Genomic DNA, 23,877 nt, shown 5'->3' with positions numbered 1-23,877 from the left:
ACTTTACTAAACTAATAAATTCGGATTATTTCTTTTTTTCTTCAGCTTTCGTTACGGGCTTTTCTTCCGTTTTGTTTTCCGGATTAATGATACCTTTCACTGTTTCACCGATAGGCAACTTGTCCAATACACCGAGACTTGGTGCAACCGTTTTCACCAGTGTATTCAGGAAATTGCTTGTGCCGCCGTTTCCTCCGTCGAATACAGTGATATTTCCTAAGTTCATGTGTTCGAATGCCTTTACCTGTTCTCCGGCAATTTCCTTCCATTGGTCTACCATCTTGTATTGGATGGCGATAGCCGGATTTGATTCGGCAGCTCTTACCATTGCTTCGAAACCTTCCGCTTCAGCAAGTAATGAACGCTTTTTACCTTCTGCTTCCGCTTCCAGTTTCAGTTGGATAGCTTTTGCTTCTGCTTCCGCTTGTGCTAAAGTGGCTTTTGCACGGGCTTCTGCTTCACGGGTTATCTTTTCCGCAATAGCGTTTGCTTGAAGAATAGCTTCTTGCCTGGAGATTTCGGCAGGTACAATCTTTTCCGCCTTTAATGAAGATTCCACTTTCCGGGCTTTTGCTTCTTCTACTTCTTTTTGAGCGATTTCACGGGCTGTTTGTACTGCGGCTTCCGATCTTGCAGCGGCTTCACCGGCTTGCTTATCAGCGTTAGCTTGTGTTACAGCCAAATCCGCATTTGATAAAGCAACCTCTTTTTGTGCGTCATTTCGCCCGATAGCGGCTTTCTTCGCAGCTTCCGCCTGTTTGATTTCCATGTCGGAGTTCAGTTCGGCAATACGACTTTCTTTTTCGGTATTTGCCTGCTCGATACGGATATTCTTTTCTGCTTCCGCTTTGGCTACTTGAGATTCTTTTTCCGCATTTGCGATGGCTACTTGGGAGATTCTGTCCTTATCTGCATTGGCAACGGAAATTTCCTGCAATTTCTTTGTTTCCGCAATGGCGATATCCTGGTCTTTACGCGTCTCGGCAACCTTTGTTTCCCGTTCTTTTATTTGATTGGCAATCTTAATGGCACCTAATTTTTCCTGTTCCTCGATGTTCGCTTGCGCCTCATTCTGTGCCTTACTTTCGGCTTCCTTACCTAAGTTTACGATATAGTTGGCAGCGTCACGGATATCACTGATATTGATATTCATGAGGTACAGACCGAATTTGCGAAGTTCCGTATCGATATTGTCTTTTACTTTAGAAAGGAACTTGTCGCGGTCGGAGTTCAGTTCTTCAATCGTCATGTCGGCGATAACCAAACGCATCTGCCCATAGACTACATCTGTAATCAGATTCTGTTTGTCGTCCATTGTCAGCCCTAACATACGTTCGGCGGCATTTTGCATCACTTCCGGGTCGGTGCTGATGGCTACAGTGATAGTAGTCGGTACATCGACACGTATATTCTGTGCGGAAAGAGCCCCCGTCAGTTTGCAGTCGATCTGCATCGGCTTCATTGACAAGAACTCATACCCTTGGATAATCGGCCATACAAAGGCTGCTCCTCCGTGATATAGCTTTGCGGATTTTTTGTCTCTTCCTGTCTTACCGTATACAACGAGGACTTCGTCACTCTTACATTTGCGATAACGAGACAAGATACCGATAAAAGTGAGTAAGATGACCGCCACTAATATAGCGACCATGATTAGAATTTCTTGTGTCATAGATTTGTGTATTTTAAATAGTTACTGAATATACAATGTCCCGTTCTGATATCGGGTGATAACCGTATGGTCTCCCGTTTGATACGTCTTTCCCGATTCGGAGATTACGTCCACTTCGCGCATGGCTCCATCCCGTTTTGTCTGTACGGTGTATCTGCCGTCATTTTGCTTGAAGTAGATCGTACATTCGCGTCCGACCAACTGTTCTGTCTGTTCAGAACGGTTTACCTGTTGTAGTTGGAAAGCTTTTTTATACAAGAACCAGACAGCGAGAACGAAACAGAGTCCTACAAAGATTGCAACGGCATAGGTCTGAATCTCCGTATTTCCTGCCAAATACATATACCAGCCAAATCCGATTCCGAAATGGGTGAGCCCCTTGAAAGAAACTACGCTGCTGATGTCAGTGTCTACGTCAACATCAGCGTCTATATCTCCGAAGAAGATTGATAGAATAAATTGAATCACAAAAATGCCTGTTGTGACGAGGGCGATAATGAGGAAAATAGTACTGCTCATAATTTGGTACAGTTAGTGAATCATCCATATTGTTTTTCAAATATACGAGTTTATGCGAACTATACAAAGATAAATAAGATAAAATGACTACTTTTGCACGCGAAAATTCAAAAAAGGAGGAATAAGCGTGCAAAGGTATTTTATTTATTTGGCTTATGATGGAACCAACTATCACGGTTGGCAGATTCAACCGAATGGAATTAGTGTGCAGGAATGCTTGATGAACGCATTGTCTACCTTTCTGCGTCGTGGGATAGAAGTTGTGGGAGCGGGGAGAACCGATGCGGGGGTGCACGCCTCTTTGATGGTCGCCCATTTTGACTATGATGAACCGTTGGATACGGAATCCGTTGCCGACAAACTGAATCGTTTGTTACCGCCTGATATTTCTGTCCATCGTGTTTGCCGTGTCCGGCCGGAGGCTCATGCGCGTTTTGATGCGACAGCCCGGACTTACAAATATTATGTGACCACTGCCAAATATCCTTTCAACCGGCAATATCGCTGCAGGGTTTACAGTCCGTTGGATTATGAACGTATGAATGAGGCGGCGAAAGTGCTTTTCGAATATACTGACTTTACGAGTTTCAGCAAATTGCATACGGATGTAAAGACAAATATCTGCCATATTACCCATGCGGAATGGACACGGGAAGAGGACGCCACTTGGGTGTTTACCATCCGGGCCGACCGCTTTTTGCGGAATATGGTGCGTGCCATAGTGGGCACATTGATTGAAGTGGGGCGTGGAAAGCTTTCCATTGAGGGCTTCAGGCGAATTATAGAACAGAAGGACCGTTGCAAAGCCGGAACTTCCGCTCCGGGACAGGCTTTGTTTCTGGTGAATGTGGAATATCCCGATACGATATTCCTTTCTCCTACACACCTTTAATTCTTAATTTTTAATTCTTACTTATTTTCTATGTGGTTATTGTTGGCTTTTCTATCAGCTACTTTGTTGGGCTTTTATGATGTATTTAAAAAGAAATCACTGAAAGACAATGCGGTGCTTCCTGTATTGTTCTTGAACACTTTCTTTTCCAGCCTTATCTTCCTGCCGTTTATCCTGTTCTCTATATATGAGCCGAATCTGTTGGGAGGAAGTATATTCAATGTCCCTGTTGCGGGTTGGGAACAGCATAAATATATTATCATCAAGTCATTCATAGTGCTGTCTTCATGGATATTCGGTTATTTCGGGATGAAACATTTGCCCATCACGATCGTAGGACCGATCAATGCCACCCGTCCGGTGATGGTTCTTGTAGGGGCAATGCTCGTGTTTGGCGAGCGGTTGAACCTTTATCAATGGATCGGTGTGCTGCTGGCTGTTGTCTCTTTTTTCATGCTGAGCCGTTCGGGAAAGAAAGAAGGAATCGACTTCAAGCATAATAAATGGATATTCTTTATCGTGCTGGCTGCGATAACGGGAGCTATCAGCGGATTGTATGACAAGTATCTGATGAAGTCATTGAACCCGATGTTGGTGCAGTCCTGGTATAATGTTTATCAGGTTTTTATCATGTGTCCCATTCTATTATTGCTTTGGTGGCCGAAAAGAAAGTCGACTACCCCTTTTCGCTGGGATTGGACGATTATCCTGATTTCCATTTTCCTCTCTGCAGCCGACTTTGTCTATTTCTATGCATTGAGTTATGATGATTCCATGATTTCCATTGTTTCGATGGTTCGGCGGGGAAGTGTAATTGTTTCTTTCATTTTCGGTGCGCTTTTCTTCCGTGAAAAGAATTTAAAAAGCAAAGCGATTGACCTTATACTAGTGTTAATCGGAATGATATTCTTATATTTGGGGACTAAATAAGATAAATATGAAAATAAATAAATTAGCAGTCGCTATCTTTTTTTCTGTTGTCGGGAGCATTTCTATGACTTCTCTTCAGGCGCAAGAAGCTAAAACCGTATTTGTGAATATGCCGGATTCTTTGAGTCCGCTGCTGACCAAAGTAAATCGTGAAGACTGTATCGACTTTCTGGAAAGTAAGATGAGGGCACAGGTAGAGAACCGATTCGGTAAGAAATCGGAAATGACGGATTTAAGTAAAGACTATATCCGTATGCAGATGTCTCCACAGACTACATGGCAAATGAAATTATTAGCGTTGAACGATACGACGAATATTATTTGCACTATATCTACAGCTTGCGCTCCTGCTTGCGACAGCCGTATTCACTTTTATACTACCGACTGGCAACCGCTTGCAGCTTCTCAGTTTATCACTTTACCGATATTGAACGATTTCCTGAATACTCCGGAACCGACAGCTGTTTATGAATTTGATGAGGCTAGCCGTCCGGCAGATATGCTACTGATGAAAGCTGACTTTAATAAAGAGAATACAGAGCTGACCGTTACATTGACCACTCCCGATTATATGTCAAAAGAAACGGCAGAGAAACTGAAGCCGTTTCTCCGCCGTCCTATTGTTTATCGCTGGGAGAATGGAGCTTTTACCAGGTAAACTCTCCACTCTCAATTCTCCACTCTCAACTTTTTAAGCATTCGTTGATGAATTCCACCATTTCCGGTGTGTGAGCTTCTACGCTTTGCAATAACTTGAATTGTGCTTTGGTGCGAACCAAGTTATGTTCGGGATATTTAATCTTATAGTAAGTATCTCCATTGATGTAATCAGCCAAGAACCGTACACACTGCATATAAGGGAATAGAGCGGCTGCATAAGGAAGATTCTCGATCTCTATCGGAGTCAGGAATGACTTGGCGCCTTCCAGATAGCCTTTTGTAAATGCCTTGAATATTTCCATATTGAAGTTGACACGATCCAAATCCTTGTCGTCCTCGTCACCCGTATTGGCTCCCGTACGGAGGAAATCACCGTAGTCGGAGAAGATAAAGCTGGGCATTACCGTATCCAAGTCAATGACGCATAACACTTTGCCATCTTCGTCGAACATCATATTATTAACTTTCGTATCGCAATGGCAGACCCGTTTGGGGAGTTTACCTTCCCGATACAGACGTTCCGCTTTACACATTTCGTCTGCACGTTTTTCTATTTCATCCAAATAGTACTGTACTTCTGCCACTCTTCCGGCTGCATTCGCTGCAACAGCGTCACGAAGTTGTTTGAGACGGAACTCCATGTTGTGGAAGTCGGGAATCGTTTCGCCCAGTGTTTCCGGAATATCGGCCAGCATAGCCTGGAAATTACCGAATGCTTTTCCGGCATAATTTGAATATTCGGGATTGACCGTCTCGTAGGTCTTTGCACGTGGGATGAATACCATTACACGCCAGTAACTTTCACCGTCGAACCAATATGTCTTGCCTTCTTCCGTTTCGAGGAAGTTCAACACCTTGCGGTCAATATCCGCTTCGCCTGCTTCTGTCAGTTTTTTGCGTATATGTCCTGTAACGGCGGATATATTTGCTTGAAGCATTTCTACATTCTGAAAGATAGCATGATTGATGCGTTGCAGGACATAGTCGGGGGCATCTACCTCTTTGGTGTTTACTTTATAGGTGTCGTTGATAAGTCCTGTTCCTAAAGGCTTGATCTCTTCTACTGTGCCTTGAACTTTGAATTTAGCTACAATGCCAGATAAATCTTTCATGGGTCTTTTCTTTAAAAATTTATACTAAGGTTATCGATAATCATATTTAGCGGCTTCATTGGCCTGACCGGGAGAACGGACGGGGACGAGTGTGAATCCCCAATTGTATTCGCGATTGGCCGGAATCTGATAGATTGGTTCCGGACGTGAACCCCAACTGTCATAGCCACCCACGCCTTGTTGCTTCATATCCACACATACTTCCACGAAGTCTCTTGGAGTGATGTCATTGACATGATGCATTCTTCTCAGAACATTACGTGCCGCTTTTTCATTGTGATTGGCAACTTCTTCGGGGGTGAAGTTACTCCATTGGTAAGGATGAGGAAGCGCTTCTTCCGAATCGAAATCTTCGATGGAGTTGCGTAAAGTGTTGAATCCGACTAAGCTGTCGGCTACAATGACCAGCCCCTTACCTTTGTCCGGAGACAGGGCAATCCAACGTGTATCGGTGCGGTGTCCGTTTTCTTGCGGACGAACATAGTTGAAATACATTTTGTCTGCCGTTGTCTTATATACACCGACAACTGTTCCGTGATTACGGTCGATGTAATTTTCTTCCGGACCGCGACCGAAGTATTGTACGTTATTCATCTGAGCCGGCAGACGGAAACGTACTCCGATGCGTGGAACCTCCAACTTGGAAGCCGCTTTGCGGGCTGCATCACTTCCGGGAGTGAAAGTAGCCATGCGGGTAGCTTCGGAAACTTCCGTTTCTGCCGCTTGCATATCCGTAGAAGTAAACTTGGCATTCACATTGACCACTCCGCTCGGATAGATTTTGTAAGTGACTATATAAAGGTTTCCGGCAGCCAACAAGTAAGTTGCATTTAATGAAACCACTTTATTCTCATTCGTCATGCTGACGTCCGTCACATGGAAGTTCTTGCTCGACTCTTTCCAAACTTGTAAACGTTTGGGAGCGCCGTTTCCATAATCATTGTCATTGGGAGCACGCCAGAAATTAGGTTGGATACCGAATCCATCCTTGAAATATTCAGTACCGTCTACTTTATAGGAAGTCACCAGACCGCTTTTCTTATTAAATACGAAATTTACCTTTGAAGATGATACAATGAGTTCATCTCCTTGTGTGGATGTGCTTAGTGCAGGTCCGCTGACTTTATAAGTTTCTTTTTCTGCCTGAACAGGAAGTTGGAACTGGTCGTATGCTATTTCATAACCAATCGGAATTAAAGGTTCCGGCTCCACTGTCGTTACGCTGAAGTTGACAAAATATTCTGTTCCCGGCTGTGCTTTCAGCCCATTGACCGGTACTGTGAATTCTTTGGAAGCTTGCGGTTCGATATCCAATGATACCTTGCCGCCTCTTATGATTTTGTTGTTAGCGACCACATTATAATGAATCTGATATTTTTTCAGATTAGTGAAGTAGAAACGATTGGTAATCTTGAATTTGCCGGATGCGATGTCTGTTGCTTCAAATCCTACATTCTGATGTACATACTTCACTTCAGCCATTGCGGGGTGCGGACTTCGGTCGGGGTTTACAAGACCGTTGCAAAGGAAGTTACCGTCGCTGGGAGCATTTACACCGAAATCGCCTCCGTATGCCCAATATTCTTTCCCGTTTTTGTCTTTTTGGAGAATACCTTGATCTACCCAGTCCCAAATATATCCGCCCTGAAGATTCGGATACTTATAGATAGCCTGCCACTGTCCCCACAGGTTTCCGGTGGAGTTACCCATAGCGTGCGCATATTCGGAAGGAGCTACGGGACGGTCACTGCCGTTTTTGCCGATACTTTCCAACCAATCGGCACCCGGATATTGAGGAACATACATATCGGAGTTCCACTCCCATTGAGCACGTTCGTAGTTAACGGGGCGTGCCATGATATTCTTATCCGCTTCTTTCAGCCATAGGTAAGTCTGATAGAAGTTATATCCGTTTCCAGCTTCATTGCCCAATGACCAGATGGTAACACTCGGATAGTTTTTGTTACGTTCGAACATATTGATCGTACGGTCCATGTGTGGTTTCAGCCATTCGGGGTTGTTACCCAATGTGCCGCCTTTACGGAGATCGTAGTACATTCCATGACTTTCTATGTTTGCCTCGTCATAGACGTACAGCCCGTATTCGTCGCAAAGTTCGTAGAAACGTCGGTCTTGCGGATAGTGGCAAAGACGTACGCTGTTCAAGTTATGTTGTTTCATCAACTCGAAGTCACGACGCATCAAATCCTCTGGCACGTAATGTCCTGTAGCCGGGTTGTGTTCATGGATATTCACTCCTTTCAGTTTCAGAGGTTGGCCGTTGATGAATAAGCAGACATACGGCTGTCCGTTGGCGGCTTTTTGTTCGATCGGCTTAATCTCGATGCGGCGGAAACCGATATTGAAAGGAACCATTTCCACAATTTTATTTCCGTCCTTGATATACATCAGCAGTTTGTAGAGATTGGGGTGTTCTGAGGTCCATGTCTTTACATTGGGTATCTCTATTTCCGTATGTCCGAAGAGAGAAACCGTACTGTTGGCGTTGAATGCGGAATTCTTTTCGCTTTTGGCGATTACCTTATTTGTTTTCGGATCAAAAACCTTATATCCGATAATATAATCTTTGGAAGTTTGAGAACCGGTATTGCGGATATCCATAGTCAACTTGAAGATACCGTTTTTATAAGTATCATCCAATGTCGATGTTACCCGGAAATCCTTGATTGCCACTTTGGGCTGTGAATAGAGGTATACGTCACGTTCGATACCGCTTATACGCCAGAAGTCCTGACATTCGAGATAAGAACCCGTACTCCAACGGAAGATCTTTAGGGTAAGTACGTTCTTGCCGGGTTTCACATGTTTGTTGATAAGGAATTCAGCGGGATTCTTGGAATCTTCGCTATATCCCACTTCCTGTCCGTTGATATATACGTATACACCGGATTTGGCTCCGGCCAGATGCAGGTAGATATCCCGTCCGTCCCAATCGGAGGGAATGTCGATATTCCGGCGGTATACTCCTACCGGATTCGCTTCGGGCAGGGTAGGAGGCTGAGGGTTGCGCGGTTTGAACTCGTATCCGTGATTCGTGTAGATGGCTGTTCCATGTCCTTGTACTTCCCAGTTACCGGGTACTTGAATATCATCCCACGATTCTGTGCTGATATTCGGATCGGTAATGTTATCAGGAAGTTTTTTATAAGAATCTACAAAATAGAACTTCCATGTTCCATTCAATAAGCGGTAATATTTGCTTCGCTCAAACTTGCCGCTTAGCGCATCGTCGCGGTTGTCATACGTCATAAACACAGTACGGGGGTACTCTTTGTTGACAGCAACTACTTGCACGTCTTGCCAATAAGGCTTTACAGCGTTCTCAGCCGTCGCATTAAATGTTGTCAGGGAAACGATTCCCATGAAAATGCCTGTTAATAACTTGGGGGTTGGTCGAAATTTCATGTTTTTCAATATTGGTTTTTCATTTCTTGTTTATTTTATTTTTATATGATCAAATCCTTCTCCATACACTCCGATGACTGCACTTTGTGAAACAAAAGCATTCGGGTCTATATCTTTAATCAACCGGAATATGATAGGTGATTCCCGTTTTTTCGCTAATACGAACATCATCTTCACTTCACGTCCCGTATAAAAACCGGTTGCATTGATAATCGTCACTCCCCGATGTGGATATTCGTTAATACACCGCCCTATTTCTTCATATTTGTTGGATATGATAAAGAATTGTACGGATTGGCGTGCGCTGTTCACTACCTGGTCAAGAACGAAACTACAAATATATAGAGTTACAAATCCATACACCACTTTTTCCCAGTCTTTTAAGACAAAATAACTGGAAGAGATAATAATCATATCACAAATTAATACAACTCGTCCTAAAGTGATGTCTCTATATTTGTTGATGATGGCAGCGATAATGTCTGTTCCACCTGTACTCCCGTTGGATGAAAAGGCTACACCGATACCACCTCCGCAAAATGAGGCTCCTATGACACATGCCATGAATGGCTGGTCGTGAAGCAGACTGATACCTGTCGCCATCTTTTGAATAACAGACAAAAAAAAGGTCAAAGTGAATACTCCAAAAATCGTTTTGATACAGAACTTCAACCCTAATAATTTAAGGGCAAGCAAAAGCAAGAAAAAGTTGATGGCGAAATATGTGTATTGCACGGGGAAGCCGGTAGCCCAATATACGATAGATGCGATACCCGGTACTCCTCCGGTGGTTATATCGTTAGGTAGTAAGAATACTGTCCAGCCGATGCCGTACAAAATCATGCCGACGGCAATCATTACATAATCTCTGGCTTCACGGATAATGCTCTGTTTGGAGGGTTTTGGAATAGCTGTTTTCATAAATGAGTTTATGATGATCTATAAAATGTTGAAACACGAACCTATGAATAATCCGGCTTTTCTGGGAAAAACCGGATTGCTTCGTAGTGCTCGTGCTAAAAAAGGATATTGTTTTTTATTTTGCAAATGCGTGACGATAGCCTTTCACCTTGTTCCATCCGCCACGTGTGAAATCGGGGACTTCAACCGGAGCCGAATTGTTTTCGATAGAAAGTCTGGTCAGTTCGGCCATACAGCACCATTCTGCCAAGTCGTATACATCCATATCCAATGGCAGTCCGTTCTGCAGGCAATAAGCCAAACGATAGTCCATGATAAAGTCCATGCCGCCGTGACCGCCTATTTTCTTAGCTGTTTCTTCCAACTCTATGTGGATAGGATCTTTATATTTATCCATCAATGCTTTCTTTACATCTTCAGGAACAGAACCATGTGCGTTCAGATTTTCGTGATTCGGCACGTCTTTTGAGTCTACTTGTGAAGGTCTCAAGCAGTATTCTTCAATCGGATACTTACTTGCGTAACCGTCAGTTCCTACAACTTGATACATACGGCTGTACGGGCGGGGAGTCATTACATTGTGCTGAATCAGCATCGTTTTTCCATTCTCCGTGCGAATCAATGTGGAGGTCTGATCGCCATTCTGGAAATCGGTAACTTCTTCTCCTGTTTGCTTTTTAATATAAGCCGGTCCGTTGACTGCTTTTGTATCCATTGACACCAAAGTTTTCATACGGTCGCCACGGTGGATGTTAAGTAACTGGCAAGCAGGACCCATGCCATGAGTGGCATATACATCACCGCGATTCTTATGATTGTAGTCCATCCTCCAGTTATTCCAGTATGCTGGCCAGAAATCTTCCAGATTGTGAATGTATGAACCTTCTACATGGAGCACCTCGCCGAATACGCCTTGTTGAGCCATATTCAGACTGGTCAGCTCGAAGAAGTCATATACACAGTTTTCAAGTTGCATACAGTGTTTACGGGTCTTCTCGGAAGTATTGATTAATTGCCAGATCTCGTCCAGTGTCATAGCGGCAGGAACTTCGATAGCTACGTGCTTTCCATGTTCCATGGCGTAAACGCCCATTTCCGCATGGTGTTTCCAGTCGGTGGCGATATATACAAGGTCGATGTCGTTCCGTTCGCAGAGTTGTTTCCAAGCATCTTCCGACCCACTGTAAGAGGTTGCTTCGGGTAATCCCGCTTTTTTCAGAATTTCTTGTGATTTCTCCACCCGCTCAGGAAGTAGGTCACACAAAGCTACGATCTTAGTATTTGGAATATGAGTCCATCTTTCTACAGCGCCGGGTCCGCGCATTCCTAATCCGATGAATCCGACCCGTACGGTATCGATCTTAGGAGCAACGAGTTGAATGACATCCTCTTGTCCGGCAGGGCGTACAGGAGTTTCTACTTTAATGGGAGCGAAAGCTTCTTGAGCCTTTTGGGGTTGTGTACAGCTGGTGTGCAACGTTAACAATGTAAGGCCGATTGCGGCAGCTGTGAGTAGTTTTTTTATCATATTTAAAAGTTTTAATAGGGATTATGCGTTGTTTCTCATTTGGGTGTCAAAAATAATAATTTAATTCTTATTTCCGTTAGAAAAGGTACTCTAAATGTTCATGCCTGCATGAAGTTTGACTATTCAGACAGTAAAATACGTTTTCCATCAGCTTGTACGGCACATAGCTTGGCGTATGTCAATGATACGCTTGCAGGGATTTCGAATCTTGTAAAGGTAGAAAAATAAAGTAGTTTTCCATTGGCATCTTTCTCTCTTAATTCGAAAGCTACAGCTTCTTCTCCATTCGTGATAGCAACTTCCCGTCCGTTAATAACGCCTTTGATTTTCTTTGTTATGGGGCTCGGCTTTGTGAATTGTGTGTAGTAACCCACATCTGGAGGAGTTGTATCCAGTCCGGTGTCACCGGCTTTCCGGTCTTCAAGGTAATAGAACGGTTTGGCTTTTGTCCGGTATCTGGACATTGCTTGCTTGGTCTCGTTTATCATGTCTTCCGTCACGATATAGTTGTAATGGCCATATTGCTCTATTTGGGTGTTCACAGGAACAAAGAATCCCCACATTTCGAAAAATTCGGTTAGATCTTCTTGTGCGGCTTCGCAAGCCATTCGTGCAAATAATAGTTGTTTCTCTCCCGGATTGTTTGAATTCGTCCGGTTGTCGCGCATCAGCCTGAATAGCTTTTGCCAGAAATCCGGTTTATGTCCGCAACGATGATAATAATTCCACAGTTGCCAATTCATGCGCATATGTAGTTCCGTATTTTCTCCTTGATAATTACTGCCGAATTTGCACCAAGGACGGTTAAGTACACAATGGGCTTCCGAGAGCGTCATTCCTGTGATATTTCCATCATTGTCGGTCATCCGGTTATCGGCAGCTTTCGGGAGATTCAGTTCTGTGCCGCGTGAACAGTATTTTCCCAGTTTATACAGGATGAAATTGGAAAACAGATTGTTGGATGATTCAGTAGAGCTGGGCCAGTCGATAGCCTGTTGATGGATGTGCCCGATTTCATGCGCAGGTCCCCAAGCATTGTCTTTGGCACTCATCACCTTGTCATACAATAGAATATTCTCCAGGTAGGTATACACAAATGCGATGCGGTAATCGGATGCCCACATATATGCGCCTTCGGGAGAGATGGCAAACAGATGGTTGTTTACTTGGGAGGGGCGTACATTCTCAATTCCCATTAACTCTTGTTCCCAACTGATGATATTGTCCCACAGATTGATGGCGGATAATATCTCGTCTTTTACGAACTCACGCAACTTGTCCCGGTGGAAATAGAAGATAATCTTGTCTCCACGTACTCCGAAATATTTGTCGGTGGACTTGGCTAGCAGTTCGGCGTATTTGGTATTTGTCTTATGTTCTTTTAGGTCGAAAAAGCCGCTAACCGTTCCGCTACCTGGTGGAATATGTATTTTTATGGGTTTCGGATGGTTGGTCAGGTCGCAGTTGTACATGACAAATAGTTGCCCTTTATTGCGTACCTTGATTTTATTGATTCCCGGTTCCAGATAATAGACACTGCCCGAAGCGGCAGTCTGTACATATTCTTTTTCTGCCCAGAAGTTTGTTTTCTCTTCTCCCACGCATTGCAATGAAACCTCGTGTCCGTCAGTGTCGCCGACGAGAACCAAAATTTCATCGTCTTTCTCCACTGCGATGCCTGTCAGGTTGTCAAGGCTACTGTAATGTTTGGTCATCAGTTTCTCGGCCCATTCGTTGATATCACTGTAAGCGTTATAGTTACGGATACGGAACTCTTTTTCCCACTCATCGTAGGAACCGTTTTTCAGCACTTTGGCTATGTGGATGAAATATTCATTAGGTAAGTTGTTGATTTTTTCATCGGTAACATCCGGCTTCAGTTCGCTGCAAGTGATATCCTTAAATACTGTCAACAACTCGTTTTCTAATGTCTTGTCGGTATTCTTCTTGAAAAAAAGCATCTCATCGCAACTGACAAAATTACCTAATCCGCTCTTGACGACAAACTTTATTCCCGTTGCTTTCATGTTTTCTTTGAAAACGATTCTGCTCGGGTCGTTTTTCATCTTAAAGTCGTATGTCCCTTGTAAAGTATATTGTTTCCTGTCGGGATCGGTAGATGTATATACCTCTAATTCACCGAAGTTGCCGTTGCCGGAGCGTGTATGGTAGATGACGTAATTGATATCCGTATCCCCTTTGAAAAAATATTCCAAAGTGACCGGAAAGGTTGTATTGCTCCATGAACTGTGATAATGTGATTCGGATAGTTCTGTTGTGAACAAACCATCGTATGATTTGTCGATGTCAGCTCCGGGCTGGCATTCGCTGGCTTTCCCTCCGTATGGAATTACTTGAATATCTTCCGGAAGTACTATGTCTTTTATCTTGTTTTCCTCTTCCGGGGGATTGGGGGTAGCAAAAATTTGCGTTTTGCTACACGCCTGTATTCCATTGAAAATAAAGATGAATAGGAACAAGAAAGTAAGTTTATTGGCTATTTTCATATAAGTACCATTGTTTTTGTGAACAATCTATCTTTCGTCATTTAGAGTGCGGTGAGAAATCTCTTCTTAGCGTATTCGGAAGAAGAGATTCTTCACCGCAAATTCATTTGAATGATTGTATGATATTTATTGTTAGTTTGTGCGTTTCATCAATATGCGTGTCCCGTCTGCTTGCACGGCATAGAGACCACAACCTGCCATAGAGACGGTGCGAGGAACGAAAAAGTCGAATGAGTTGGAGAAGTAAACTGTCTCTCCCATAATTAAATTCTCTTCGCTACCGGTTTGTTTTCTTACCTCAAAAGCTACTGCCTGGTCTCCGTTGCTGACAACAATCGCTTTTCCTTGTGTAGAGGCTTTCTCTGTGTATGTCGGAGTTTTGGTAATCTTAACATTATCCTTGAACGTAGTATAGTAACCTACATCACCCACTTCTTTGTAGCGGGAATCGCTTTCTGTGAAGAATTCCTGTTTACGGTCTTCGATGTACTGAATCGGAGCGGCTTTCGGATATTTTAGACTCTTGATATACTGTTTTGTCTCCTCAATCATAGTTTTTGTCACCGTATATTGGAATGAACCGTATTGTTCGATAGATTCGTTAACCGGTTTGAAGAATCCCCATGTCTCGAAGAATTCCGTGAGGTCTTCCCCTGTGGCTTCGCACACCGCTTTCACAAATGCCATTTGGCGTTTTCCCGGATCATTTTCCGGAATATTTCCATAAGTTGTACGCATGATTTCGAATATTCTCGGCCAAATAGTCGGGTTATCTGCTGTTCCTTTGCACAATTCATAGTAGATCCACAGTTGCCAATTCATACGCATATGTACTTCGGTATCTTCATTTTGGTGGGTGGAGCTACCCATATTATACCAAGCGCGACCATCTCCGTAAACGGATTTCGCCATATAGTCCAATCCGCGTCCGCGTGATTTGTATTTGCCTAAGCGGTAGATAACGTAGTTGGAGAACAAGTTGTTGCTTGATTCAGTAGAACTAGGCCAGTTGATGGCATATTGGTGAACATGACCCATTTCGTGTGCCGGTCCCCAAGCGTTGTCTTCTGCTGCCATTACGTTATCGTAAAGCAGAATGTTTCTCAGGTAAGTGTAAACGAAAGCGACGCGATAGTCTGAAGCCCACATATAACTTCCTTCCGGAGAAATGGAGAACATATGGTTATTGTAGGATCCCTCTTGGCGATATTTCTCAACCCCACTCATTTCCTGTTCCCATTTCAGAATGTTATCCCAAAGATGGATAGCGGACAGAATCTCCGTAGGAGCTGCGTCCAACATTTTCAGTCGGTGGAAATAGAACATCATTCGTTCGCCACGTACACAGAAATATTTGTGGGTTGCCTTGCTCAGCAATTCCGCATATTTAGCATCTGTTTTATGTTCTTTCAAGTCGAAGAAACCGTTGACGATACCACGTCCCAACGGGATATGAATCTTCACAGGAGCAGGATTTTGTTTCAGACCTTCTCCTTTCACGTTATACATTACGAAGAGCTGTCCTTGTCCTTTCATCTTCAACATATTTACTCCTTCCACCAATGAGTATTTGTCTCCGCTGGTTGCTGTTTGTACGTAGTTCTGCGCATTCGGGTCTTGGTGGTCGAAGTCCTGCTTTGTTCCGCCTTCTTCCCAAATACATTGCAGTGAAACTTGTTGACCATCAGGAATCTTACCCACTAATACCATTAACTCTTCATCCTTTTTTACATAGATACCGGTCGGGTTATCCAAGTCAGAGTATTTTTTAGTCTGTATTTGGGTTGCCCAATAGTTGTTGTCGCTATATGCTTCGTATTCTCGGATACGGAAATTCTTTTCCCATTCGTCATACGTATTGTCTTTGAGCGCTTTCGCTACACGTTTCAGTGTATTGCTAGTTAATGCTTCAATAGCTTCGTCGGTAACATCCGGTTTCAACTCAGAACAAGTAAGGTCAGTGAACACTTGTAATATAGGATCGTTCATTTCACGATAGTTAGTCTTTTCGTAGAATGACATATCTTTACATGCTACGAATCCTTCCACCTTGCCGGAAGCTTCATTGTCTGGATTCTTATTGTTGCCATAACCATCCAATACGTGGAAGCGAATCGCTTTAGTTCCTTGTGGAAGTTTGTCTGTGTCTAAAATTTGAGTACCTCCACTTTGCTTAAAGTCGAAAATCTCATCTTCGTTGTTTTCGTCTTTTAAGAATGTAAAGTCGTCATTCTCATATTTTTGTTTTTCTTCTAGGCTGTATCCTAGTTTAAATTTACCAATGGCTCCATTACCATAGGGTTGATAGTAGACGATTTTGTCTATTTTATAGCTATTATTTGCAAAGTAATAGTCTAGTATGACGGGAAACCTGGTTGTAGGATCATCAATCTTGTATTCCCAAGGTGAATGATATCCTGTCTCAAGACTGGTATCGTATGAGTTTTCTATTCCGTCATTACCATGTTGTTGATTAGCCTTTCCGCCGGTTGGGACAATTTTCTTGTCATCTTTAAACTGGACATCATTAATCCCATATTGTGTCAAAGTGATGGTATAGTTTACATCTGCTATTTCTGATGTAACTGTGATTTTGGCTGTACGCTCATTTGTCAGCTTACTATCCAGAATAGATAAAGTGATTTCATCTTTTTGCTGGAATGCCGTTACCCATTTCTGGTTCGAATTCACGGTCCATTCACTTACACGCATATTCGTCTTTACAGGAATAGAGATTGTTGTGCTACGGAAATCGATCTCTTTATTCAATTCGCTTCCGTCTATCTCGAATTGTTTGGCTATGAGTTCTTCTTCATCGTCTTTACAGCCCGTATAGACGGTCATGGTAAAGAGACAGAAAAGGAAAGTCAGATAATTGTATATATGTTTCATAAATAGTTATCTTTGTTGATTAATTTTAATTTGCCCATATGGTTAATTTCGCTACACCCCAACAACCGCCAGCGGAAGAAGCAGTTCCATCAACCGCAGAATTTCCTTTTTTAACGGCTATTCTTAAATATTTGAATGGAGTAGATGAAATATATACTTTAGAGGTGAATTTTTTATATTCTTCACCTACTGCAGGAGTATTTGATACTTCACCGAGTTTGAACCAACTATTTGAGTCTGCGTTGCTTGTCACTTCATCATTGTTGGAAGCCCAAAGTGTAATGTCACTAGGGTTGGTACTTCCTGTGCCTCTGGTTATATATTCAAACATGACGGAATGCACTTCTTTCCCTAATTTGACATCTAATGGAGTCCCATAAGTTGAATTTCCCGTAACTGCCCAATATTGGGTCTCAAAATGTGTCGAGTTGTCATCATCAAGCATATTACCATAGTCATTAGCTATATGCCAACCATATATATCGAAGAAACTGTCTACTGTTAAATTAATCTTGTCATCTTCCGGATCTAGCGGATATTCCAGTATTATATAATGCATTTTATCACTAACTGTAATTGTTTCTATATCAGTGATTGGCTTGAGTTTTAAAGGAACTAAATAAGTATATCCTTTTGCCAATCCGGAACGTTGGATTCTTATGGTAGCGGCGGTTTCATTGTTTCCTGCTTCAAATACACCTGCGTTGGTATTGACGATAGCACCGTCAGGAATCATCAGATAGGAAGTATTATTGCTTGTATTATATTCCTCCAATACCTCTTGTCTTTGGTCAACTTCTATGTCAGCAATGAAATCCCAAGTATTCTGTACTCCGGATACCATAGCTATTCCGGTTTCAAAGGCCCATTCGTCTCCTGGCAATGTGTTCAAATCGACAGTCTGGCTTCCTTTTTTGAAGTAGATACTCAACTTGGTTACATTCAGTTTCAGAATCAAGTCTTTCTTTTCTTCATTGACTTGATCGTTCGGACTACTGAGACGGAAAGGAATCGTATATACATAATTCGGATTCTCTCCCTTTGTCGCATTTATTTCTTCCAATATCTTGGTCGGAGATATTTTCATTTTTATCTGTTTGTAAGTTTCAGAAGAGGTCAAGTCGAGTATTTCCGTTTTGTAGGTGTAACAATCGGAAGAAATCACTTTGTAATTGTTACCTTGGTAACGTGCGTCTTTGTCAATCTCAGTTTGAGACATAATTTTTACTTGTGCCTGTGCGGTAGCCGCAGGATTGCTTCCGGTTTTTACCACAGTCAGTGAATAGTCTACCGGTGAACCGTCATCGAAGAGCTCTAAAGTCTGCTGCCCGTAGTTCTTCAAGTAGAGAATCTTGTCATATTGCTCGGGAATCAAGTCTTCGTAGCTGTCTTCTTTGCAGCCTCCTAGTGCAATGATTGTTCCCAAGAAAAGGAATGAATATGTTAATTTCTTCATATTAGTATACTTGTTTAAGATTAATATTCCGGTGCTTGAACCATCTGTGTGTTTTTATACACTTCGTTCACGAATACCGGAGCCAGATACATACGATTTTCCCATTTGAAGTCTTGCTGTACGGAGACAGGCTGATTCAGCTCTTCAAAAGACGGGTTTTCCAATTTTTCTATATTAAGTCCTTTGCGTACGCCTGCTGCAAATACTTGCGGAGCAATCATCCAGCGGCGGGCATCATAGTAGCGGTGGCCTTCGCCATACAGTTCAATGAAACGTTCATTGCGTATCCAGTCCACCAGAGATACTCCTGATGTCTCAATCATTTCGTGCGTTAGTTCGGAGATACCGGCACGACGACGGATAGTGTTCAAGTATTTTAATGCATTTGTTTCATCCGGATTATCTTTGGATGCATAGCATTCTGCCAGATTGAGATAAAGCTCTGCCAGGCGGATAATGGTAGCCGGATAATCTTTCTGGTCGAGATTGCCATATTGAGTCCAGTTGGTGTTCGGACGGATAAACTTCTTGCAGAGATAACCGGTTACACAATAGTTGCGCGCACTGTTTCCTGTGACGCTCTTTCCTTGTTTGGCAGGATCTTTGAGGTCGATGACCAACGGATTCCCGTCATTTAACTTCACGGCATATTGGTCGCCGTCAAAAGCAATCCATGCGTAGAAGCGCGGTTCACGATTGGCATTCAAGCGGATGATATCTCCATTATAAGGTTCATACCATGTATCTTCTGCTGCAAACTTTCCTTGTTCGGCAGCGATGCGTGGCAGTTCACCGTCTTTGGTATAGAAATTTTCTACGGCATTAAGAAATGGTGATATTCCGCTGTAACCGTCGTTCCAGTAAGTACCGTTGTTTTGCTTGCTGCAATGCAAGGGCAAAGATGCCATTTTCTGGTTATAAGTGTCCGTTCCGGCTACTCCCCAGATCATTTCTTTGTTTCCATCGGAGTAGCGGGTGGTTACGATGTAACGCATTAACATGATACGCTTTTTAAACTCGTCGGTGAATGCGCTGTTTTCTACAGGTGCTTTTAACTTGCTGAAAGGATCGTTTAGCTGATCGTTGCTGATCATGCTTTCGCAGGCTGAGATGCCCATCAATGAGTTACCGCCGTCACCCTCGGCCCATTCCAGTGCATCTTTACAAGCTGTCAATGCACGTTCCCACTTGTCTGGATCGTAAGTCTTGCTGACCAGTTCGTAGCCATATCCCGGTGTAGTACATTTCTCGTTCTTCCAGTCAGGGAAAGGGAATTTGCCGTTCCATAACGGTGAAGCTGCGTACAGTAATAGACGGGCTTTGATAGCTTTGGCAATGGTAGAAGTGGCGCGTCCCCATTCATCTCCTACACGGGAGGCGGGAAGATCCTCTGCCGCCTTGTCTAGTTTCATACAAATCCAACTTGTCACATAGTCGAAGTGGGAACGGCCATTGTATTCATTCGACGGTGTGTCCATGTCGATATAAGAGTCGGTGATGGGAATCGGCCCGTAGTATTCGAGCAACAGGAAATGATAATAAGCGATGAGGAAGTTGGCTTCCGCTTTCCACTCTTTCTTCAGAACTTCGGATATGCCTTGCGCATTTTCCAACTGTGAGAGGAACAAATGGCATTGGCCGATGTAACGGTAGAACGTTCCCCATTTCCAGGCAGCGGCATTACCAGGAGTAGCGAGACCCCATGCTACTTTTTGTCCGTCATGTCCCCATAGCGGAGGTAGGGCATATTCATCCGTTGATGCTTCCACATTGGTATATTGCCACGGAAAATATTCTTTGATACCGGCATAGCAGGAATAGAGGAATCCTTTGGTGGCTTCCGGTGTTTTAGTGGCATCTATCAATTGGGCTTGTTCGGGAGGAACCACATCCAGATAGTCGCAAGATGTCAGACAGCAGGCAGCTATTGCAAGCATTCCGCTTATTTGGGTTATTTTATCTTTCAGTCTCATATATGTGAGTATTAAATTTTAAGTTACAATTTAGAAATTGAGTTGTACACCGACATTGAATGTTCGTTGCAGCGGGTAGGAGTTGTATGATAGTTCTGGATCCCATAGCTTGAACGGACTGAATACGGCTAGATTGTCACCACTGAGGTATACACGGCCATATCCGAAGTTATATCCGAATTCCAAAGTTTTGAAACGGAGGAAATTACCGTTGCGCATCCAGTATGAACTTGATACATTATTGTTAGCTGTTTGCGAACTTACCAGACCTAGACGCGGGTAAGTGGCGTTGGGATTCGGATTGGCTTCCGTCCACCGTTCGTTGGCGATGAACTTCATGACGTTATAGTCACTTTCTCCGAATGGAGTGACACCGCTGACCATAATCTTGCGTTTGGCAGAACCGTTGAAGAATACACCGAAGTCAAACTTCTTATAAGTGATGTTCAATCCCAAACCGTATTGGATACGAGGGGTGCTTCCGTATGGTGAGAGCATCACTTCGTCGTTGGAGTCAATTTTTCCGTCACCGTTGATGTCGCGGTATTTGATATCACCCGGTTTTACTACGCTGCCCAAGTTTTGTTCCGGACTGTTGTCTATCTCTTCCTGGCTTTGGAATAAGCCTTCGGCTACATAACCGGTGGTGCGGCTAAGCGGTTTTCCGGTAGACGTTTTCCATACATACGGATAAATGGGCTCATCGAGGTCGACATATTTGTTCTCCGTATAAGTGAAGTTGCCACGGAAGTCGATGAAAAGGTCTTTGATGATTTCTTTGTGCCAGTTGAGGCTGACTTCAAATCCCCAGTTGTCTACCTTACCTTTGTTGCTCCAGGGTTTGGCGGTATAGTATGCCAGTGATTCCGGCCATGCCTCCCGGTTCAACAAAATATTATAACGACGTTCTTTGAAATAGTCGGTGGTAATGGTTATCTGACGCAACAGTTCGATGTCGAGACCGATGTCGAGCTTTTTCACACGTTCCCAGCTGGCGTTTTGTACGGCGTATGTAATCATCTGCGGTCCGCTCAGCGTGTAGTTCATGTCTACGCCTGTGGTGAATCCTATGTTGTTAAGGTATACCTGGTCGATGTAAAGAAAGTGTTGCGCTCCGGCACCCATACCGGTTTCATCGCTACCTACCAGACCGTATGAACCTCTGACTTTCAAGTTACTGATGGCGTCTGTTAGCGGCTCGAAGAATGCTTCGTTACTGATTACCCAACCTAAAGAAACGGCAGGGAAGAATTCAAAACGGCTTTTCTTTGCCAGACGTTCCGTACCGTTGTAACCGAAGTTCAACTCAACGAGATAACGTTGGCCGTAATCGTAAGTAAAGCGTCCGGAAATACCCTGGTTGCGTTGTGGCAATACATCGCTGCGGTATTCACGCTGCATATACATCAACATACCGGTGACGTGATGCAGGTCAAATTGACGGTCGTAGTTCAAGCGGGCATCCATATAGAATGTCTGGTCGGAAGATTTGCCGATAGCGGAAGTAGCCAAATAATCGGTTCCGTCGGTATTCAGTGCTTCCAGCTCGTAGTCGGTCGGGTTGGCGGGGTTATAACTGCCGCTTTTCACTCCATAATAGTAGGGATTAATGCTGCGGCTGTAATTGGATGATGACCAGTTTTTCCAGTTCACCATTGCCTGAATGCTCAGACCTTTAGTGATGAAGTCTAGTTTCTGGTTGATTTTCAAAGAAGTGTTCAGCGTGTTCTCATTATTTTCTTTGAATGAGCTCAACATATAGGCGTATGGATTGGTACGCAGACTCGAACCTGCCCAGCGTGCATTACCGAAACGGATATGCTTGTCACCCTCTTGTGCGGGGAATGTGGCTGGAAAGTATACGGGATTGGTGGACAACATCATGGCGAACAGACTGGAAGTACTGTAATTAGGCCCTTTCTGACTATGGATCTGCGCATTCATGTGCAGGTCGATTTTTGTAGTCGGGGTAACCTTATATGAAATATTGTTCTGGAAATTGTATCCCCAATTGTTGATGTTGTTATTATAGGAATATACTTTCTTCGTGTTTAGAAGACCAGTATCGTGGTTCGCTTGCAAGCTCATATAGTAAGAAGCCTTGCTGCCACCACCGGAGATGTTGACATTTATACGTTGGTTCATGTTCATTTTCTTGAAAATCATATCTTGCCAGTCTACGTCGGGATATACGTACGGGTTGACATGATTGCGTGTATTGTCAATCACTTGTTGTGTGTATTTAGGGGTAGACTGCGGGCTGCGGGTGGTCTGCGCTTCATTGTATAGTTCCATCCAAGTAGCTCCGTCCACGAACTCCGGCATATTCATCGGTTTGTTGAAAGAATTCTCGATAGTCACGTTGATACGTGTCTTTTCATTTTCTTTACCGGTCTTGGTCGTAATCAACATCACACCGTTCGCACCACGCGCACCGTAGATGGCGGTTGCCGAAGCATCTTTCAAGATAGAGAAGCTTTCAATGGTTTCGGCGGGGAGATTGTTTAAGTCGGCAGTGGAGATTTCCACATCATCCAAGAGAATCAGCGGTGTGGCACGCCCTCCAAAAGTGCTGACACCACGGATGTAGAATTCGGAAGCGGCACCCGGCTCACCGGATTTTGTCATGGAGATGACTCCCGACAGTTTGCCGGCAAAAGAAGAGGTAAGTGAAGAACTGGGCGCTTTTAGGGTCATACCTTTCACGCTTGTGATAGAGCCTGTCACGCTGACCTTTTTCTGAGTACCTGCGCCTACTACCACGACTTCATTCAGCAGCTGGTTGTCCGATTCCAGTTTTACATTGATGACACCCAAATCACCTACATCGACTGTTTTCTTTTTATAACCGATGTAGCTGATCTCGAGTAACGCTTTTGTGCCTGTGATGGAGATGGAAAAATTACCGTCCAAGTCAGTAATCGTACCTCCTTCTTTTTGTCCTTTCAGTACAATGGATGCTCCGATAATTGGATCTCCGTTTTCTGCATCGATAACCGTACCTGTCACGGTACGTTTCTTCTTAGTTTGCTGTGATGCTTCCACCTTGCTCGCTTTCAATATGATCTCGTTTCCTTTTATCATATAGGTGATGCCACTCCCATTGAATACGACTGCCAATACATCTTCAATGGAGCCCTCACAGTTAATATTCTTGCTGGTTGTGTTTTTCAAATCAGCAGCATTGTAGAAAAAGATGTAATTACTACTTTTCTCAATAAGCTGAATAGCTTGCTTGATTGTAATAGACTGCCCTTTTACCGCGATTTTACTTTGTGCTCCTAGTACAGAGAGCGGATAAAAAAGCAATAGCAACACGATATATTTCAGATATCGCTGCCTGTAAGAAATTTGAATTTTTCTCATGCTTTTAGCATTTTTGATTAGAC

14 protein-coding genes are annotated in these 23,877 nt (G+C 43.5%); 3 read left to right on the top strand and 11 right to left on the bottom strand.

The genetic code is table 11. The features are described from left to right. Positions 1 to 25 precede the first annotated feature (25 nt). Both GD630_RS10935 and GD630_RS10930 read right to left on the bottom strand, forming a co-directional pair. Positions 26 to 1,672: a flotillin family protein gene (locus tag GD630_RS10935; RefSeq protein WP_143865517.1), complete on the bottom strand. Its 1,647-nt coding sequence runs from the start codon at positions 1,670 to 1,672 to the stop codon at positions 26 to 28. A gap of 21 nt (positions 1,673 to 1,693) precedes the next feature. Further along, positions 1,694 to 2,191 (bottom strand): hypothetical protein, encoded by a 498-nt coding sequence (locus tag GD630_RS10930; RefSeq protein ID WP_007757712.1) that lies wholly within the window; start codon positions 2,189 to 2,191, stop codon positions 1,694 to 1,696. 127 nt (positions 2,192 to 2,318) lie between these two features. On the opposite strand from GD630_RS10930, the gene truA reads away from it, so the two are divergent. From truA to GD630_RS10915, 3 genes are read left to right on the top strand one after another with little or no spacing between them, the layout of a single operon-like run. Further along, positions 2,319 to 3,083, top strand: a complete 765-nt coding sequence (truA, locus tag GD630_RS10925) for a tRNA pseudouridine(38-40) synthase TruA (protein ID WP_143865515.1) — start codon at positions 2,319 to 2,321, stop codon at positions 3,081 to 3,083. A gap of 30 nt (positions 3,084 to 3,113) precedes the next feature. Continuing rightward, complete coding sequence (locus GD630_RS10920) at positions 3,114 to 4,013, top strand: DMT family transporter (RefSeq protein ID WP_007765029.1); 900 nt, start codon at positions 3,114 to 3,116, stop codon at positions 4,011 to 4,013. A 7-nt stretch (positions 4,014 to 4,020) separates the two neighbouring features. Continuing rightward, a complete protein-coding gene (locus GD630_RS10915) occupies positions 4,021 to 4,671 on the top strand; it encodes a DUF3256 family protein (RefSeq protein WP_143865513.1) in 651 nt (216 codons plus the stop codon). 25 nt (positions 4,672 to 4,696) lie between these two features. Here GD630_RS10915 and GD630_RS10910 read toward each other — a convergent pair whose 3' ends face one another. The 9 genes from GD630_RS10910 to GD630_RS10870 form a co-directional block, all read right to left on the bottom strand. Then, the gene (locus tag GD630_RS10910) at positions 4,697 to 5,785 is read right to left on the bottom strand and encodes a phosphotransferase enzyme family protein (RefSeq protein WP_143865511.1); all 1,089 of its coding nucleotides are present in this window, start codon (positions 5,783 to 5,785) and stop codon (positions 4,697 to 4,699) included. A gap of 30 nt (positions 5,786 to 5,815) precedes the next feature. Beyond that, positions 5,816 to 9,169: a glycoside hydrolase family 2 TIM barrel-domain containing protein gene (locus tag GD630_RS10905; RefSeq protein ID WP_143865615.1), complete on the bottom strand. Its 3,354-nt coding sequence runs from the start codon at positions 9,167 to 9,169 to the stop codon at positions 5,816 to 5,818. Between the two features lie 72 nt (positions 9,170 to 9,241). After that, positions 9,242 to 10,132 (bottom strand): YitT family protein, encoded by an 891-nt coding sequence (locus GD630_RS10900; RefSeq protein WP_007757706.1) that lies wholly within the window; start codon positions 10,130 to 10,132, stop codon positions 9,242 to 9,244. A gap of 115 nt (positions 10,133 to 10,247) precedes the next feature. After that, on the bottom strand, positions 10,248 to 11,657 hold the full coding sequence (locus tag GD630_RS10895) for a Gfo/Idh/MocA family protein (protein ID WP_143865613.1): 1,410 nt from the start codon (positions 11,655 to 11,657) through the stop codon (positions 10,248 to 10,250). Between the two features lie 122 nt (positions 11,658 to 11,779). Continuing rightward, positions 11,780 to 14,167 (bottom strand): M60 family metallopeptidase, encoded by a 2,388-nt coding sequence (locus GD630_RS10890; RefSeq protein WP_143865509.1) that lies wholly within the window; start codon positions 14,165 to 14,167, stop codon positions 11,780 to 11,782. A 132-nt stretch (positions 14,168 to 14,299) separates the two neighbouring features. Continuing rightward, on the bottom strand, positions 14,300 to 17,059 hold the full coding sequence (locus tag GD630_RS10885) for a M60 family metallopeptidase (RefSeq protein ID WP_143865507.1): 2,760 nt from the start codon (positions 17,057 to 17,059) through the stop codon (positions 14,300 to 14,302). Between the two features lie 25 nt (positions 17,060 to 17,084). Then, positions 17,085 to 18,515 carry a DUF1735 domain-containing protein gene (locus tag GD630_RS10880; protein WP_143865505.1) on the bottom strand — a complete coding sequence of 477 codons (1,431 nt, stop codon included), beginning with the start codon at positions 18,513 to 18,515 and terminating at the stop codon, positions 17,085 to 17,087. 20 nt (positions 18,516 to 18,535) lie between these two features. Beyond that, on the bottom strand, positions 18,536 to 20,488 hold the full coding sequence (locus tag GD630_RS10875; RefSeq protein ID WP_143865503.1) for a RagB/SusD family nutrient uptake outer membrane protein: 1,953 nt from the start codon (positions 20,486 to 20,488) through the stop codon (positions 18,536 to 18,538). A 30-nt stretch (positions 20,489 to 20,518) separates the two neighbouring features. Then, on the bottom strand, positions 20,519 to 23,854 hold the full coding sequence (locus GD630_RS10870) for a TonB-dependent receptor (RefSeq protein ID WP_143865501.1): 3,336 nt from the start codon (positions 23,852 to 23,854) through the stop codon (positions 20,519 to 20,521). Positions 23,855 to 23,877: the final 23 nt, after the last annotated feature.

This window comes from Bacteroides zhangwenhongii (assembly GCF_009193325.2).
Taxonomy (GTDB): Bacteria; Bacteroidota; Bacteroidia; order Bacteroidales; family Bacteroidaceae; genus Bacteroides; species Bacteroides zhangwenhongii.
The sequence above is the reverse complement of the archived record's forward strand: the minus strand, read 5'-3'. Positions and strand labels throughout refer to the sequence as shown.

Coding starts and splice junctions, on each gene's coding strand:
- GD630_RS10935 (WP_143865517.1), bottom strand. CDS start 1,672: ATGACACAAGAAATTCTAATCATGGTCGCTATATTAGTGGCGGTCATC.
- GD630_RS10930 (WP_007757712.1), bottom strand. CDS start 2,191: ATGAGCAGTACTATTTTCCTCATTATCGCCCTCGTCACAACAGGCATT.
- GD630_RS10920 (WP_007765029.1), top strand. CDS start 3,114: ATGTGGTTATTGTTGGCTTTTCTATCAGCTACTTTGTTGGGCTTTTAT.
- GD630_RS10915 (WP_143865513.1), top strand. CDS start 4,021: ATGAAAATAAATAAATTAGCAGTCGCTATCTTTTTTTCTGTTGTCGGG.
- GD630_RS10910 (WP_143865511.1), bottom strand. CDS start 5,785: ATGAAAGATTTATCTGGCATTGTAGCTAAATTCAAAGTTCAAGGCACA.
- GD630_RS10905 (WP_143865615.1), bottom strand. CDS start 9,169: ATGGGAATCGTTTCCCTGACAACATTTAATGCGACGGCTGAGAACGCT.
- GD630_RS10900 (WP_007757706.1), bottom strand. CDS start 10,132: ATGAAAACAGCTATTCCAAAACCCTCCAAACAGAGCATTATCCGTGAA.
- GD630_RS10890 (WP_143865509.1), bottom strand. CDS start 14,167: ATGAAAATAGCCAATAAACTTACTTTCTTGTTCCTATTCATCTTTATT.
- GD630_RS10885 (WP_143865507.1), bottom strand. CDS start 17,059: ATGAAACATATATACAATTATCTGACTTTCCTTTTCTGTCTCTTTACC.
- GD630_RS10880 (WP_143865505.1), bottom strand. CDS start 18,515: ATGAAGAAATTAACATATTCATTCCTTTTCTTGGGAACAATCATTGCA.
- GD630_RS10875 (WP_143865503.1), bottom strand. CDS start 20,488: ATGAGACTGAAAGATAAAATAACCCAAATAAGCGGAATGCTTGCAATA.
- GD630_RS10870 (WP_143865501.1), bottom strand. CDS start 23,854: ATGAGAAAAATTCAAATTTCTTACAGGCAGCGATATCTGAAATATATC.